Source organism: Streptomyces sp. NPDC029836 (assembly GCF_055574495.1).
Genome location: NZ_JBVHZI010000007.1, coordinates 405751 through 421477 on the forward strand (window position 1 = coordinate 405751; position 15727 = coordinate 421477).

The 15727-nt window shown below is 74.3% G+C and carries 16 protein-coding genes; 8 read left to right on the forward strand and 8 right to left on the reverse strand.

What is annotated here, in order from left to right; genetic code table 11:
* The first annotated feature begins 88 nt into the window (after window positions 1-88).
* Both ACZ4XJ_RS22605 and fxsA read left to right on the forward strand, forming a co-directional pair.
* Window positions 89-871 (forward strand): polyprenol monophosphomannose synthase, encoded by a 783-nt coding sequence (locus ACZ4XJ_RS22605; RefSeq protein WP_362882950.1) that lies wholly within the window; start codon window positions 89-91, stop codon window positions 869-871.
* Window positions 872-1013: 142 nt separating this feature from the next.
* Window positions 1014-1601: an FxsA family membrane protein gene (fxsA, locus tag ACZ4XJ_RS22610; RefSeq protein WP_468497130.1), complete on the forward strand. Its 588-nt coding sequence runs from the start codon at window positions 1014-1016 to the stop codon at window positions 1599-1601.
* Between the two features lie 109 nt (window positions 1602-1710).
* On the opposite strand, the gene ACZ4XJ_RS22615 is transcribed toward fxsA, so the two are convergent.
* The 3 genes from ACZ4XJ_RS22615 to ACZ4XJ_RS22625 form a co-directional block, all read right to left on the reverse strand.
* Window positions 1711-2085, reverse strand: coding sequence for an RNA polymerase-binding protein RbpA (locus tag ACZ4XJ_RS22615; protein ID WP_007262928.1), 375 nt, complete (start codon window positions 2083-2085; stop codon window positions 1711-1713).
* A gap of 301 nt (window positions 2086-2386) precedes the next feature.
* The gene (locus tag ACZ4XJ_RS22620; protein ID WP_468497131.1) at window positions 2387-3757 is read right to left on the reverse strand and encodes an MFS transporter; all 1371 of its coding nucleotides are present in this window, start codon (window positions 3755-3757) and stop codon (window positions 2387-2389) included.
* 66 nt (window positions 3758-3823) lie between these two features.
* Window positions 3824-4594: a glycerophosphodiester phosphodiesterase gene (locus ACZ4XJ_RS22625; protein WP_468497132.1), complete on the reverse strand. Its 771-nt coding sequence runs from the start codon at window positions 4592-4594 to the stop codon at window positions 3824-3826.
* 179 nt (window positions 4595-4773) lie between these two features.
* On the opposite strand from ACZ4XJ_RS22625, the gene ACZ4XJ_RS22630 reads away from it, so the two are divergent.
* Entirely contained in the window at window positions 4774-6276 is a 1503-nt protein-coding gene (locus ACZ4XJ_RS22630) for an SCO1417 family PLP biosynthesis transcription factor (RefSeq protein WP_362882957.1), read from the forward strand.
* A gap of 9 nt (window positions 6277-6285) precedes the next feature.
* On the opposite strand, the gene ACZ4XJ_RS22635 is transcribed toward ACZ4XJ_RS22630, so the two are convergent.
* Both ACZ4XJ_RS22635 and ACZ4XJ_RS22640 read right to left on the reverse strand, forming a co-directional pair.
* Entirely contained in the window at window positions 6286-7962 is a 1677-nt protein-coding gene (locus tag ACZ4XJ_RS22635) for a P-loop NTPase family protein (RefSeq protein ID WP_468497133.1), read from the reverse strand.
* 50 nt (window positions 7963-8012) lie between these two features.
* A complete protein-coding gene (locus ACZ4XJ_RS22640; RefSeq protein ID WP_030031218.1) occupies window positions 8013-8207 on the reverse strand; it encodes a hypothetical protein in 195 nt (64 codons plus the stop codon).
* 305 nt (window positions 8208-8512) lie between these two features.
* Between ACZ4XJ_RS22640 and ACZ4XJ_RS22645 the strand changes: the two genes are divergently transcribed.
* Complete coding sequence (locus ACZ4XJ_RS22645) at window positions 8513-8914, forward strand: ankyrin repeat domain-containing protein (RefSeq protein ID WP_362882961.1); 402 nt, start codon at window positions 8513-8515, stop codon at window positions 8912-8914.
* 342 nt (window positions 8915-9256) lie between these two features.
* Entirely contained in the window at window positions 9257-10654 is a 1398-nt protein-coding gene (locus tag ACZ4XJ_RS22650; RefSeq protein WP_468497134.1) for a HEAT repeat domain-containing protein, read from the forward strand.
* A gap of 53 nt (window positions 10655-10707) precedes the next feature.
* On the opposite strand, the gene ACZ4XJ_RS22655 is transcribed toward ACZ4XJ_RS22650, so the two are convergent.
* The 3 genes from ACZ4XJ_RS22655 to ACZ4XJ_RS22665 are packed head-to-tail and all read right to left on the reverse strand — an operon-like array spanning window position 10708 to window position 12967.
* Entirely contained in the window at window positions 10708-11571 is an 864-nt protein-coding gene (locus ACZ4XJ_RS22655; RefSeq protein ID WP_468497135.1) for a 5-oxoprolinase subunit C family protein, read from the reverse strand.
* A complete protein-coding gene (locus ACZ4XJ_RS22660; RefSeq protein WP_468497156.1) occupies window positions 11568-12185 on the reverse strand; it encodes a 5-oxoprolinase subunit B family protein in 618 nt (205 codons plus the stop codon). The genes ACZ4XJ_RS22655 and ACZ4XJ_RS22660 overlap by 4 nt, the downstream gene beginning before the upstream one ends.
* Before the next feature lie 2 nt (window positions 12186-12187).
* On the reverse strand, window positions 12188-12967 hold the full coding sequence (locus ACZ4XJ_RS22665) for a LamB/YcsF family protein (RefSeq protein WP_362882998.1): 780 nt from the start codon (window positions 12965-12967) through the stop codon (window positions 12188-12190).
* Window positions 12968-13060: 93 nt separating this feature from the next.
* Between ACZ4XJ_RS22665 and ACZ4XJ_RS22670 the strand changes: the two genes are divergently transcribed.
* The 3 genes from ACZ4XJ_RS22670 to ACZ4XJ_RS22680 are packed head-to-tail and all read left to right on the forward strand — an operon-like array spanning window position 13061 to window position 15719.
* Entirely contained in the window at window positions 13061-14611 is a 1551-nt protein-coding gene (locus tag ACZ4XJ_RS22670) for a hypothetical protein (protein WP_383993292.1), read from the forward strand.
* Entirely contained in the window at window positions 14608-14820 is a 213-nt protein-coding gene (locus ACZ4XJ_RS22675) for a hypothetical protein (protein WP_468497136.1), read from the forward strand. The genes ACZ4XJ_RS22670 and ACZ4XJ_RS22675 overlap by 4 nt, the downstream gene beginning before the upstream one ends.
* On the forward strand, window positions 14817-15719 hold the full coding sequence (locus ACZ4XJ_RS22680; RefSeq protein ID WP_383993286.1) for a hypothetical protein: 903 nt from the start codon (window positions 14817-14819) through the stop codon (window positions 15717-15719). Before ACZ4XJ_RS22675 ends, ACZ4XJ_RS22680 begins: the two co-directional genes overlap by 4 nt.
* The last annotated feature ends 8 nt before the right edge of the window (window positions 15720-15727 follow it).

Sequence of the window (15727 nt, forward strand, 5' to 3'; positions counted from 1 at the left end):
AGCCGGCCCGAAGGCCCGCCGGCCCCGATCGCTGTTCTAAAATCATCCAAGAGCGACGGGACGTACCAGGCGGGCTGGACGCGAAAACATGCAAGGGGACCACGTGAGCGACGGCGGACAGCGGACCAGTGGACCGCTCGGCACCACCCTGGTGATCATTCCGACGTACAACGAGGCGGAGAACATCGGTCTCATCGTCGGCCGGGTGCGCGCGGCGGTCCCCGAGGCCCACGTCCTCGTCGCGGACGACAACAGCCCCGACGGGACCGGCAAGCTCGCCGACGAGCTGGCCGCCGACGACCAGCAGGTGCACGTCCTGCACCGCAAGGGCAAGGAGGGCCTCGGCGCCGCCTACCTCGCGGGCTTCGCCTGGGGCCTGGAGCACGGCTACGGGGTCATCGTCGAGATGGACGCCGACGGCTCCCACCAGCCGGAGGAACTGCCCCGCCTGCTGACGGCGCTCCAGGGCGCCGACCTCGTCCTGGGCTCCCGCTGGGTACCGGGCGGCCGGGTCGTGAACTGGCCCCGGAGCCGGGAGTTCCTCTCCCGCGGCGGGTCCACCTACTCGCGGCTCATGCTGGACGTGCCGATCCGCGACGTCACCGGCGGCTACCGGGCGTTTCGCCGCGAGACCCTGGAGGGGCTCGGCCTGGACGAGGTCGCCTCGGCCGGCTACTGCTTCCAGGTCGACCTGGCGCGACGCGCCGTCCGCAAGGGCTTCCGTGTGGTGGAGGTGCCCATCACCTTCGTCGAGCGCGAGCTCGGCGACAGCAAGATGAGCAAGGACATCGTGGTCGAGGCCCTGTGGCGGGTCACCCAGTGGGGCTTCAAGGAGCGCGCGGCGAAGCTGACGGGCAAGCGCCCCTCCTGACCCCGCCCGGGGCACGCGAGACCGTTCCCCGTGTCGTTTGCGCAGGTCCGGCCGTATGTCGGGAGCTCCGGGCATCCCCTAGGGGAAGCCCGGTACCTCCGACTGAGCCCGTTCTTAACCCGGCCCGGGCACACTGGGTGGTATGACGACCGGCATTTCGACGGCCCCCCGGCGGCGCTCGCCCGCCCGTACCTTCATCCCCCTGGCGGTCGCCGCCTGGCTCATCCTGGAGATCTGGCTGCTCGGCCTGGTCGCCGGCGCGGCCGGCGGCCTGACCGTCGCGCTCCTGATCGCCGGCTCCATGCTGCTCGGCGTGGTGCTCATCAAGCGGGCCGGGCGGCGCGCGTTCCAGAACCTGACCCGGACCTTCCAGCAGGCCCAGGAGCAGGCCATGGCCGGCCAGGTCCCCTCCCCGCAGCCCACCAAGGGCTCGGGCAACGGCCTGACCATGCTGGCCGGACTGCTGTTCATCCTGCCCGGCATGCTCTCCGACGTGGCCGCGCTGCTCCTGCTGCTGCCGCCGGTGCGGGCGCTGATCGCCCGCCGGACCGAGCGCGCCGTGGAGCGCCGGATGGCGGCCGCGGGCCCCGGCAGCCTCGGCGACGCCTTCAACCAGGTCCGCATCCACCAGCCCGACGGCAAGGTCGTACCGGGCGAGGTCATCCGCGAGGACGGCCCCGACGGCCGGCGGGGCCCCGACACCTCCTACCGCCCGCCGCTGGCCCCGTAGCCCGTAGGGCCCGCCGGCGCGCGAACGCCGCAGGCACGGGAAAGCCGAGGGGCCCCGCCACGGTGTGTGGCGGGGCCCCTCGGCTTGTCGCGTGATCCTTCGTCCGTTGTCAGGCGGACTTGCGGCTGTCCCGCGGATGCACGGCAATGTTCATGGCGCCGGAACGCAGGACGGCCAGCCTCTCGGCCAGCACCTCCTCCAGCTCCTCGCGGGTGCGTCGCTCCATGAGCATGTCCCAGTGCGTTCGCGCAGGCTTGCCCTTCTTCTCTTCGGGCCCGTCCCCGTCCACCAGGAGTGCCATGGCGCCGCACGCCTTGCACTCCCACTCCGGCGGAATTTCTGCTTCTACCGAGAACGGCATCTCAAATCGATGTCCGTTCTGGCATGCGTACTCCACCGCCTGGCGCGGGGCCAGATCGATGCCGCGGTCCGTCTCGTAGCTGGTAACCACGAGCCGCGTACCGCGGAGAGCTCGCTCACTCATGAATCGTGCCTCCCGGGCTTGTCGCCCACAGGACAGGTGTCGCTGTCGTCGTCATCCGGTCAACGTCCGGTCGGCGGTATAGATTCCCGCTCCGGGTCGTGCGTCGCCCGTCGTGCCGCCCCTTGTTGTACCCACCACTGCCCGTTTTGTCACATCTGGCAGCAGATGTCACCCAACGTCCACACTTCTTGAGCGCGCAGTAACGGTCCGGCTGGCAGGCCAAAGGCGTACACTACCGGCCCTTCGCTTCAACGTCGAAATTCGTTCCGAATTCGTATCCGCGTCCAGGTCGGATCAGCCCTCAGACCCGCTCCGGAACAGGATTGCCCGCCGCCTCCACCGCGCGCCGCACCGGCACCCTCGCGAGGAGCACGAAACCCAGTGCGAAGAAGACCACCAACGAGATGATCGCGTCCCGGTAGCTGCCCGTGAGCTGGAAGGTCAGCCCGAAGACCAGCGGTCCGATCCAGCTCAGACCGCGGTCGCTCATCTCGTACGCGGAGAAGTACTCGGCCTCCTTGCCCGCCGGCACCAGGTGCGAGAACAGGGAGCGCGACAGGGCCTGGCTGCCGCCGAGCACCAGTCCGATCATCGCGGCCAGCGCGAAGAACCACACCGGGGTCCGGGCCGGCAGGAAGTAACCGGCGGCCAGGGTGAGCGTCCACGCGACGAGCGAACCGAGGATCGTCCGCTTGGCCCCGTACGTCCGGGCGAGCCGGCCCATGCCCAGCGCCCCCGCCACCGCCAGCACCTGGACCAGCAGCACCGCCACGATCAGCGTGGACTGCTCCAGCTCCAGCTCCTCCGAGCCGTACACCGAGGCCTGCGAGATGACGGTCTGGACCCCGTCGTTGTAGACCAGGTAGGCCAGCAGGAACGAGAGGGTCAGCGGATAGCGCCGCATGTCCTTCAGCGTCGCGACGAGCCGGCGCCAGCCGCTGACCGCGGGCGCGCCGCCGGCCTCCTCGACCACGGCCCGGTCGCGCAGCCTGCGCAGCGGGACGATCGCGAACGCCCCCCACCACACGCCCGCCGACGCCAGACAGATCCGGACCGCCTCGCCCTCGGAGAGCCCGAAGGAATCGTGCCCCTGGAACAGCACCAGGTTCAGCAGCAGGACGAGGGCGCCCGAGGTGTAGCCGAAGGCCCAGCCCCGCGAGGAGACCGTGTCCCGCTCCTCGGGCGTGGCGATCTGGGGCAGGAAGGCGTTGTAGAGCACCATCGACACCGCCAGCGAGGCGTTCGCGACGATCAGCAGCAGACCGCCCAACAGGTAGCGGTCGCCGCCCAGGAAGAACATCCCGGCCGTCGCCGCCGCGCCCGTGTACGCGGCCACCGCCAGCAGCGGCTTCTTGCGCCCGGTGCGGTCCGCCGCCGCGCCCACCAGCGGCATGATCAGGACGGCCAGGAGCACCGACGCGGACACCGAGTAGGCGAAGAAGGAGCCCGCGCGCACCGGCACGCCCAGCGGGTGGACGTAGCCCTCGGCGTCCGCGGCCGCCTTCGCCACGGCGGTCAGGTACGGGCCGAGGAACACCGTCAGCACGCTCGTCGAGTAGACCGAGCAGGCGAAGTCGTAGACGTACCAACCGTGCTGCTCGCGCTTGCGCGCGGCGGCGGCCCCACCGTCCTCCGCGCGGGGTTCCGTTCTGCTGTCCGTCCGTTCGCTCATGAGCGCCCCCTCGCTGGTCCCCGTACCGCCCGGCCCGTCGACCCGGGCGCGGCGGCCCGGGGCACGTCAGGCCCAGGCGCCGCGCCGGTCCAGCACCGTGCGCAGGATGTCGATCCGGTCGGTCATGATGCCATCGACACCCAGGTCGAGCAGTGCCTCCATGCGTTCCGGTTCGTTCACGGTCCACACGTGCACCTGGAGGCCCCGTTCGTGCGCCGTGCGCACGAACCGCCGGTCGACCACCCGGATCCCCGCCTGCGTCTCCGGCACCTGCGCCGCCACCGCCCCGACGCGCAGGGCCGCCGGGATCGCGTACGAGCGCAGCCGCAGTCCCACCACCCCGCGCACCCCGTACGAGGTCGCCAGCCGCGGGCCGGCGAGCTTCTGCGCCCGGGCCACCCGGCTCTCCGAGAACGAGCCCACGCACACCCGGTCCCAGACGCCGGCGCGCGCGATCAGGTTGACCAGCGGGTGCAGCGCGGACTCGGCCTTCAGGTCGACGTTCCAGCGGGCGTCCGGGAACTCCTCCAGCAGCTCCTCGAACAGCGGCAGCGGCTCGCTCCCGGCCACCCGGACCTCCCGCAGCCGCTTCCAGGGCAGCTCGGCGATCCGCCCGCTCCCGTCCGTCACCCGGTCCAGGGTCGCGTCGTGGAAGGCGACGAGCTTCCCGTCGGCCGTCGCGTGCACGTCGGTCTCGAAGTACCGGTACCCGGCGTCGCAGGCCCTGCGGAAGGCGGTGGCGGTGTTCTCCAACCCGTCCGCGGCCCCGCCCCGGTGGGCGAAGGGAATCGGAGCCGGGTGGTCCAGATACGGGTGGCGAAGGCGTACGTGAGTCACGGCCGCAGTATGCCTGCTGCGCCGCGCAGGTCGACCGCGGCCGCAGGGCCACCCGGTGAACGCGGAGCCCCACTGGCCCGAGCGGACCGCGCCGTGGCACCCTGGGCCCGCGCAGTCAATCCAATACCGGCCCCTCACCCCGCCCAACGGGGCCAATTCGACGAAGGTGGCCCGACGCCATGGCTCAGTGGACCTCAGCGGTCGGTGCCGCGCAGCTCGCCCGGCTCATCGGCTCGCAGCAGGAGCGCCCCGGCGCACCGGGCACCCGCAAGCCCCCCGCGTACCGCACCCTGGCCGACGGCATCCGCCTGCTCGTCCTCGAAGGCCGCGTGCCGGTCGCCGCCCGGCTGCCCGCCGAACGCGAACTCGCCGTCGCCCTCACCCTGAGCCGGACCACCGTCGCCGCCGCCTACGAGGCCCTGCGCGGCGAGGGCTTCCTGGAATCGCGCCGCGGCGCGGGCAGCTGGACCTCCGTACCGGCCGGCAACCCGCTGCCGGCGCGCGGCCTGGAACCCCTGCCGCCCGAGTCCCTCGGCTCGATGATCGACCTCGGCTGCGCCGCGCTCCCGGCCCCCGAGCCCTGGCTCACCAAGGCCGTCCAGGGCGCCCTGGAGGAACTCCCGCCGTACGCGCACACCCACGGGGACTACCCGGCCGGGCTGCCCGCGCTGCGCCGGATGCTCGCCGACCGCTACACCGAGCGCGGCATCCCGACCATGCCCGAGCAGATCATGGTCACCACCGGGGCCATGGGGGCCATCGACGCCATCTGCAGCCTCTTCGCGGGCCGGGGCGAGCGGATCGCCGTCGAGTCCCCGTCCTACGCCAACATCCTCCAGCTGATGCGCGCCGCCGGGGTCCGCCTCGTGCCCGTCGCCATGGCCGAGGGACTGACCGGCTGGGACATGGACGTCTGGCGGCAGGTGCTGCGGGACTCCGCGCCGCGCCTGGCCTACGTCGTCGCCGACTTCCACAACCCGACCGGGGCGCTGGCCTCCGACGACCAGCGGCGCGCGATGGTCGAGGCCGCCCGCTCGGCGGGGACCGTCCTGATCGCCGACGAGACCATGGCCGAACTCCGGCTGGACCCGGAGCAGGCCATGCCGCGCCCGGTCTGCTCCTTCGACCCCGCCGGGAGCACCGTCGTCACCGTCGGCTCCGCCAGCAAGGCCTTCTGGGCGGGGATGCGCATCGGGTGGGTCCGCGCGGCCCCGGACGTCATCCGCAGCCTGGTCGCGGCCCGCGCCTACGCCGACCTCGGCACCCCGGTCCTGGAACAGCTCGCGGTGAACTGGCTGATGCGGACCGGGGGCTGGGAGGAGGCCGTCGGGATCCGCCGCGAGCAGGCCCGGGGCAACCGGGACTCCCTGGTCGCCGCGGTGCGTCGGGAACTGCCCGACTGGGAGTTCGAGGTGCCGCGGGGCGGGCTGACCCTGTGGGCCAAGGCGGGCGGGCTGTCCGGGTCGCGGCTCGCCGAGGTGGGGGAGCGGGTCGGCGTGCGGGTTCCCTCGGGGCCCCGGTTCGGCGTCGACGGGGCCTTCGAGGGCTACGTCCGGCTGCCGTTCACCGTGGGCGGCCCGGTCGCCGACGAGGCCGCCGCGCGGCTGGCGGCGGCGGCCCGGCTGGTCGGCACCGGGGCCGGCGGGGGCGGCGCAGAGCCGCCCCGTACGTTCGTGGCCTGATCCGGGGGCTCACGGCGCGTCGGCCGGGACCTCGGGGATCTCGGAGGCGTCGATCGAGGAGCCCTGCGCCTGCGCGGGCGGTTGCGCCCGCAGCTGACCCGACAGGGTGGCGTGCTCCTCCCGGCGGGTTTCCTCCCGGCGGGCGTCCTCCCGGTCCGTCGGCCCGTCGGCGCCGGCGCCCCGGCGTTCCGGCAGCAGCTCCAGCACCGCCTGCCGGTGGGCGGGGTGGGCGGCGTCGTCGTACGGGTCCGGCGTCGCCGGCACCTGGAGCCGGTGCACCGGGCCCACGCCCAGCCGGGCGTAGCCGCGCCCGGGCGGGAGCTGCGGGGTGGGGGTGGTGTGCGGCGGCAGCCCCAGGACATCGGTGATCTGCTGGACGGTCGCGGGCCCGAGGACCACCCGGGCCCGGGTGTGCTGCCAGACGGCGTCGTTCAACAGTTCCACGTGCTCGAACTGTTCGGCGACGACCACCGTGACGTGCGCGGCGCGGCCGTGCCGCAGCGGCACCTGGAGCTGGGCGAGCGGATCGGGCCGTCCGTCGGCGGCCGCGAGGTGCGCGAGCACGCTGGGCCGGTCCAGCAGGACCCACAACGGGCGCCGCGTGTCGTCGGGGGCGGGCCGACCCGCCTCGCGGGCCCGGTGCGTGGCGATCAGGCGCCGCTCGGTCTCCTGGGCCGCCCACTCCAGGGTGGCCAGGGCGCCGGTCGGCCCGCACTCGACGGCGAGCACGCCCTCCCGGCCGGACAGGCAGGTGTACTCGCCGCTGCCGCCGCCCTCCACGACGAGGACGTCCCCGTCGTGGCGCAGGGCCTGCAGGGCGATCGAGCGCAGCAGGCTGGACGTGCCGCTGCCGGGCGTGCCGACGGCCAGCAGGTGGGGTTCGGTGGAGCGGGGTCCCGTACGCCAGAGCACGGGCGGCACGTCGCGCGGTTCGCCCCCCTCCACGACGGGCAGGGTGCGCCGCACCCCGCCGGCGTCGGTGAAGCCGAGGACGGTCTCGCCGGGGGAGGTCACGAACGGCTGGGCGGCGATGCCGGTCGGCAGCGCGGCCAGCACGCTCAGGCAGAGTTGGTTGCCCTCCTCGTCCCAGTCGAAGAGGTACTCCCGGCCGCGCCCGGACTTGGCGTGCAGCAGGGCCTCGATCCGGGTCCGTGCGGTGGCCTCGCCGTCGGCGAAGTAGGCGGGGTAGCGGATCAGGAGCCGGGTGAGGCGGCCGGCCCCGTCGAACTCGTAGCCGCTGAAGGCCTGGTCCCAGCTGCCGCCGTGGGCGAACAGGGGGCTCGGGTCCTCCGCGATGGAGAAGTACGGCACGAGGGCTTCGTAGAGGGAGCCGAGGCGTTCGCCCTCGGCGTCGCTGGGTCCCGTTCTGGCGGGGGTGCGGTCGCGTCCGTGCCAGGCCGCCGCCGCCATGAGGGTGATCAGGGCGAGGAGCGGCCCGTACGGGACGAGGCCGACGGCGAGGGCGCAGGCCGCCCCCAGGAACAGCGCGGGACCGCGCTTGTCCTTGGGGGTGTCGGCCCACTTGCGTCGCCCGGTGGAGGCCAGGACGCGCAGCCCTCGTCCGATGACGAGGAGCGGATGGAGGACGTCCGTGGCGTTGTCGGCGGCCGAGCGAGCCAGGTCGCGGCCCCGTGCCAGCGACGGGGCGCCGCTGCTGAGGATTCGGGGGAGTGGGCGCCGTGCCACGGTCGTCTCCTGGAGTCGTGGGTGGTGCGGGACGGAGCGGTCGGGGCGGTCTAGAGCTTGATCCCGCCGAGCAGGCTCGCGAGGCTCGCCGTACTTGCCGTGATGCTCGGCGCGATGGCGGAACCGGCGAGGAAGAAGCCGAAGAGCGAGCAGACGAACGCGTGCGTCAGCTTCATCCCGTCCTTCTTGAAGAACAGGAAGCAGATGATGCCGAGCAGGACGACACCTGAAATGGACAGGACCATGAGCGTTCTCCTGGTGGGTGGGGACGGTCACCATCAGTTCTTCCAGGCTCACAGCAAGTATCAATGCGACAAAAGGTGCATACGGGTGAATCGGCGTGTTTTTCACTTGACCGGCCCCTCCCGGCTGGCGCGTCCGCCCCGGAGGGTGTTGGCCGGGATCCTTGCCTTGAGACGCCCCCACCATGTCCCGGAACGGGCGCTACCCTGGCGATTCATCCGTACGGACGCAGTGCCGTGCGTCCCCCTGCCCTCGTGGCCTGGGGAAACTCTTGCCTGCAAGCAGCGAGTGAAAGGCGGTACGACCGATGAGCGAGCACCAGGACGCTCCCGACGAGGACGTCATCGAACTGGCCACCAAGATCTTCGACCTCGCCCGTCAGGGTGAGACCGGGAGCCTGGCCGCCTACCTCGACGCGGGCGTGCCCGCGAACCTCACCAACGACCGCGGCGACACCCTCGTCATGCTCGCCGCCTACCACGGTCACGCCGACGCCGTCGCGGCCCTCCTCGCCCGCGGCGCCGAAGCCGACCGCGCCAACGACCGCGGTCAGACCCCGCTCGCCGGAGCCGTCTTCAAGGGCGAGGAGGCCGTCATCCGCGCGCTGCTCGCCGGCGGGGCCGACCCGAACGCCGGCACGCCCTCCGCCGTGGACACGGCCCGCATGTTCGCCAAGGCCGACCTGCTGGAACTCTTCGGAGCCAAGTAATCCGCTTTTTCCCGTGCCCAGCCCGGGCCGGGACCGGCCCGCGACCTCACGGGTTGGTCACAGCGGCCTTAAATGTGGTCGCGGCACACAAACCGCCTGGGTCATCATGGCGTCGGATTCGATTCGCGGACATGACGGACGGGCAGGAGCGGGCTGGACACGACGGGTGTCCACACCCACCCCTGCCGCACCGGCCGTCACGGTCGCGAAGCACCGACGAGAGTGAGAAGGCAATGGTCTACACCGAGCGGAACCTGACGGCGAACGTCCTCACATGCTGTTACGCGGCCCTGTGAATCTCGATTCCCGGTTGCGTCCCCAGCTTGATTTGAGGCCATTCCCATGTTCGAACCAGTCATAGCGCCGAGCGGCACGCTGCTCGGGCTCCTCCAGCGGGGCCGCGGCGACGGCACGCTGCACGCCCTCGCGGCGCCCCGGCCCGAGGCCCTCGCGGCCCTCGACCAGTGCGTGCTCCGCGACCCGCGCCAGGACTGGCAGGTCGAGAACCGCTCGCTGTACTACGCCCGCCTGTACCTGGACCTCGACGGGCCCCTCGGCGCCATCGAGACCCACCTCTGCGGCGCCGAGGACCTCCTCGACGAGGAGGACCACCGGACCGGCCTCGCGCTGTCCGTCCTCGGCCACCTGGCCTCCTACGGACGCGACGACGCGCTCATGCTGCTGCGCCGGTACGCGGCCTCCGGCGCGAACTGGGCCTGGGCCCTCGACGAACTCGCCCTGCGCGACGACGACGAAGGCCTGCGCTCCCTCGCCGAGCCGGTGCTCGCCCGCTTCCCCGCCGACCCCGATGGTGAGGCGCGGCTGGCCGCCGCCGTGCGCGACGCCTACGAGCCCCGCCCGTGGTGCCTGTGGGAGGAACTGCCCCCGTACGGGGAGCGCCTGCGCGCCGCCCGGCAGCAGGGCTCCTTCGACCGTTGGCAGCGGCAGCTGACGCCCAGCGGCCCCCGACCCGGCTGGGGGGTCCAGGCCGTCTTCGACTGGGCCGCCGACGGGCTGCGCCGCGGCACCCCGCTGCACGTGCCCGCGGCCCGCTGCCTCGCCGCCGTCGCCGCGCCCGAGGACCGCTCCGCGATCCTCGCGGCGGCCGCCGGGGCCTCGGGCGAGGCCGCCCGCGCCACCGCCCTGCACCACCTGGTCCTCGCCGAACCGGATAACCCGGCCGTCCTGGACCTCATCGAAGCCGCCGGGGACGAGCCCGCCGTGGCCGCCTACGAACGCATGTGCGGACCCGCCGCCCTCGACCGGGCCCGCCGCTGGATCCACCGCCCCGACGCCCTCGGAGCGGCCGCGGCGGCCCTCCTCGCGGCCCGTGGCGGCCCCGAGGACGCCGCACTGGTCCTCGGAGCCCTGCGCTCCACCGTCCGTGGCTGCGGCCCGGACACGATCCGCCTCTTCACCCTGGTGGACGGCGCGGGCCGGCTCTCCATCGGCTGCGCCGCCCCGGTGCTGCGCCACATCTACCGCGAGACGGCCTCCTCGCACCTGCGAGGCCGTGCCGCCCGGGCCCTCGCGAGCACGGACCCGACCTTCGCGGCCGGCTTCGCCGTCGAATGCCTGTGGGACTGCGAGGAGACCACCCGCGAGGTCGCGGCCCGCCACGCGGAAACCGCGGACGCCCGCGTCACCCCCCGCCTCCGTCGCCTCGCGACGGACCCGGCGGAGGAGGAGGACGTCCAGTCGGCGGTCCGCAGCCGCATCACCCCGGAATCGGCGGTGTAGGAACCATCCCCGGGGTCGGGGCCCCGCGGCCCCCGGCCCGACCGCCGGCCCCCCTACGCCCCCACGAACCGAACCCGGGTGCCCGGGCGGGCCTGGGCGGCGGCGTTCAGGGCAAGGCCCTCGGGGACGACGCCGACCACGGGGTAGCCGCCGGTCACCGGGTGGTCGGCCAGGAACAGTACCGGGAGGCCGTCCGGGGGGACCTGGACCGCCCCGAGGACCATGCCCTCGCTCGGCAGCTCGCCCGTTCGGGCGCGGACCAGCGGGGGGCCGGCCTCCGTCCGCAGGCCGATCCGGTTCGACGCCGCCGACACCCGGTACGTCGAGGTGAGCAGCGCCCGCAGCGAGGACGCCGTGAACCAGTCGGCCCGGGGGCCCGACCGCAGCGGCAGGACCAGTTCGGTCGGGGGCGCCGGCGCGGGCAGGGTGTCCGCCCCGCGGATCGGATCCGGGCCCGGGGTGCCCACCGTGAGCAGCGTTCCGGACGTCAGGACGGCCGGGCCCAGCCCCGACAGCAGGTCCGTCGAGCGACTGCCCAGCACCGGCGGGACGCGGAACCCACCCCGCACCGCGACGTAGCCCCGCACTCCCGGCTCCGCCCGGCCCACGTCCAGCTCCGCCCCCGCCGGGAGCCGGACCGGCGCTCCCCAGGCAGCCGGCCGGCCGCAGACCCGTACCGCGCAGGGAGCGCCCGTCACGGCCACCGTCACCGGGGTCAGGGCGCGCAGGGCGACCCCGTCGAGGGTGGTCTCCAGCACCGCCGCGTCGGGCGGGTTGCCCAGCAGTCGGTTGGCCAGGGCGTACGCCCCGAGGTCGAGCGCCCCGGACCGGGGCACCCCGAGGTGGGCGTACCCGGGCCGGCCGAGGTCCTGGACGGTGGTCAGGGCCCCCGGGCGCAGCACCAGCAGCCCGCTCATGACCCGCCCTCCGTGAACCGGACCCGTACCCCGGGCGCGAACAGGGCCGCCGGTCGCCGGGCCGGGTCCCACAGCACCGCGCCGGTGGAGCCGATCAGCTGCCAGCCGCCGGGGGAGGAGCGGGGGTAGACGCCCGCGTACTCGCCGGCCAGGGCGAGGGAGCCCGCCGGGACGGCCGTGCGGGGCGTGGCGCGGCGGGGCACGCGCAGGTGTGGGGGCAGCCCCGTCAGGTACCCGAAGCCGGGGGCGAACCCGCAGAAGGCCACCCGGAAGACGGTGGCGCCGACCAGGCGCGGGACCTCGTCCGGCGCCACCCGCCAGGCGGCGGCCACCTCCGCGAGGTCGGGGCCGTCGTACCGGACGGGGACGGTGACCAGCGGCCCCTCGGTGTCCGCGAGGGCCGGAACCTCCCAGCGGGCGATCCGCCCGGCCAGGGCTCCGGGATCGCGCACCCCGTCCAGCAGGACGGTCCGGGCGGCGGGCACGACTTCCCGTACGCCGGCCAGCTCGCCCGCGTCGCGCCGGCGCAGCACCTCGGCGTGCAGGGCGGCGACCTCGGCGGCCGAGCCCACCTCGATGAGGAGTCCGCGCTCGCCCACCGGCAGCAGGTGCATCCTCACGCGAAGGCCGCCACTTCGACCCCGGCGCCGCCCAGGGCCTCGCGGACCCGGCGGGCGAGGTCGGCGGCGCCCGGGGTGTCGCCGTGCACGCACAGCGAGCGCGCCGCCACCGCGACCGGGGTCCCGTCGGCGGCCGTGACCGCGCCCTCGGCGGCCATCCGGACGGCCCGGGCGACCACCGTGTCCGGGTCATGGAGCACCGCACCCGGCTCGCCGCGCGGGAGCAGGGTGCCGAGGGCCGTGTACGCCCGGTCGGCGAAGGCCTCCGCGACGGCGTCCAGGCCGGCGTCGCCGGCGGCGGCCAGCAGCAGCGAGCCGGGCAGGCCCAGGACCGGCAGGCCCGCCGCGCCGGCCGCGAGGCGGATTCCGGCGACGACGGCGCCCGCCTGGCCCGCGTCGTGGACGGTGCGGTTGTACAGCGCGCCGTGCGGTTTCACGTACGACACCCGGGATCCGGCGGCGCGCGCGAACACCTCCAGTGCCCCGATCTGGTACGCCACCTCGTCCGCCAGTTCGCCCGGCGGCACGTCCATCGAGCGGCGCCCGAAGCCCGCCAGGTCGCGGTACGAGACCTGCGCGCCGATCCGTACGCCCCGCTCGGCGGCCAGCTCGCAGACCCGGCGCATGATCGACGGATCGCCCGCGTGGAACCCGCAGGCCACGTTCGCGCTCGTCACCACCGACAACAGCGCCTCGTCGTCGGTCAACGTCCACCTCCCGAAGCCCTCGCCGAGGTCGGCGTTCAGGTCGATCGCGGCCGCGCGGGGTGTGATCATGGAAGCCATGCCGCGAGCGTAGAACAGCGCGACCGCTGCCGGGGAACAGTGCGCCCCGGCCGTTCGCGGCGCCGGGGACGATCCGGCCGAACCATGCTGTTTGGGATGTTGTCCGTGTCAGCGCCTAGTCTTTCCGTCGTGACTCTCCCTGCCCCGGCGAAGACCCTTCCGTCCCCGGCGCCGGGCCCGGCCGCCGACGAGGGCCTGGCCCGGCGGCTGCGCGCCCTCGCCTGCACCGCCCCGCTGCACGACCTCGACGTCCGCAAGGCCAATCTGGCCGGCGAGTACGGGGTCTACGCGATGGCGGAGGTCGCGCTGTCCGCGATCGACCTGGTCACGCTGAACATGGACTTCGACACGGGCGCGGACGCCGAGCAGATAGTGGCCAGGCTGCTGCCGCGCGTCGCGGCCCAGGCGCCGTCCCGCCCGGCGGCCGAGCACGAGCGGGTCGCCCGCTGGGTGCTGGAGAACCTGATCAACGTCGGCAGCGTGGACCGCGGGTTCCGCGCGATCTACGGCACCTTCGGGCCCGACGGCGTCTACGTCCGCCGCGACTACGACTTCAAGCTGATCGAGGAGGTCCCCGGCTACGGCGGCGCGGTGTACCTGCGCACCACGGACGAGGCCGTCAACGTCCTGGTCGGAGCCCTCGACACCGATGTCACCAGCGCGCAGATCGCCGCCGAGGTCAAGCTGGAGGTGCTGATCAGCCGCGGCCGGCTCGCCGACGCCCAGCTGGCGGCCGAGCAGGCCCGCTACCGGACCGTCCAGTACGCGGAGACCCTGCGGCGCACGCTCGACGCGACGCGGCGCAACGTCCGGGCCGTGGACTGGCTCCAGGCCGTCCCCGACATGATCGCCGAGGCCCTCGACCACGTCGCCGACCGCTACCGGCACGAGAACGCGATCCTCACCAACATCCGCAAGGCCCGCGACGAGGCCGAGGACCCCGACAACAAACGGCGCGCCGCCGAGCTCGTCGACATCGTCAAGGACTGCATCCGCCGGCACACCCAGCTCCAGTCCCGACTGCTGGACGCGGGCCCGCTGTTCCGCGCCGAGCAGGACCGGCAGGCCTTCGCCGCCCCCGCGCCGCGCTCCGGGATCGACCTGTACGGCCAACTGGTGGCCCCGGTGCTGCCCCTGCCGCTCGAACAGGCCGTCCGGGTCACCGACGCCTTCTTCGCGGCGGGCACCGGGCTGCGCACGCCCGTCTCGGTGCGCGTCGCCGACCTCGTCGAGATCCTGCTGACCCCGCCCCTGGAGCGGGAGCACCTCGGCGTGGAGATGCCGGAGCCCGACCTCATCGCCACCCCCGACGACAGCCGCTTCAGCGAGGAGCAGCTCGCCGCCGCGAACCGGCTCCTGGACCTGCCCCACGACGCCCCGCGCCGACTGTCCGGGCTGCTGGCCGAGGCCCGCCGCGGCGACCCGGACCTGCCCTACCTGGTGGCCCTGCTGACCCTCCACGCGGCGAGCCCGGCGGTGGGTACCGCGTACCGGCAGGGCGAGGAGCGGCTGCTGTTCGCCGTGGACGACGGGACCCGGCTCGACGACCCCGAGTTCGGCGGCGCCGACCTCATCGTCGGCACCGCCCTCCTGGACGCCGCCGGCATGGCCGCGGACCGTTCGGAGGCGGCATGACCCCCACCCGGGCGGGCCGCACCACCGGCCCCGACGCCCGTACCGCCGGCGGACCCGGGCGGGTGGTGGACCCGGCACCCCGTGCGGGCCGCATGCCGTGTCCGGGTCGCATGCCCCGTACGGGTCGCATGCCCCGTACGGCCCGGACGACCGGGCCCGGAACCACCGCACGGAACCACCACCGCACCGCCGAGGAGACCCACCCGTGAGCGACCACCACGCCGAGCACCCCGCGTGGACCGAGCCCGATCCGGCGTCGGCGCCCGCCGCGGCCGTCTCCTCCGGGGCCCTCACCCCCGCCGACGCCGCGGACGCGGCCCGGCTCGTCGCGTTCGGGCTCCAGCCCAAGCTGCTGCCCGCCCGCGACGCCGAGTACGCGGAACTGCTGCGCCGCTACCGCGAGGACCCCGGCTTCGGCCGGCTCGCCGACGCCGTCGCCACCGGGCTCGGACTCGTCGTCCTGGAGGTGTCCCCGCGCGCCGGGATGGCCGTCGCCGCCGGCGAGGACTCCGTCTTCGCCGTCCGCATGGGCGACTACGCGCGCCGCACCACCGCCGACGGCGGCGACCGCTTCCTGCACGGCCTCGCCCACCTCGCCGTGGCCGCCCTCGCCTTCCCCCGTCCCGAGGACCTCGCCGACGACGGCTACATCGGCCGGATCACCGTCAACGGGGTCGACTCCTTCGTCCGGCAGACCTGCCGCCGGCTGGAGGAACGCGCCGGGGAACTCGGCGAGAACACCGACCCGGCCTCCGACGCCCCCGGTCTGGAGGCCGCCTGGCGGGTCTGGACCCGCCGCAGCGCGACCGGGGCCACCAAGGACGCCCGCCGCCTCGCCGGTTCCACCACCGGCATCGTCGGCAAGGCCGCCGCGTTCCTCACCGAGTCCGGCTTCCTCCAGCGCACCGGCGACGACTCCGGCGGCACCTACCGCACCACCCCCCGCTACCAGCTCCAGGTCCGCGACATGGCGGGCAGCTCGGCCATGGCCGAGCTCCTGGAACTCGGCGTGGTCCCCGTCGGCGACGGTTCCCCCACCCTGCTGCCCCCGCCCGAGGGCGACGACCTGGACCTCGCCGCCGACGCGGGGCTCCCCTTCCACGCCTGAGCCGCACC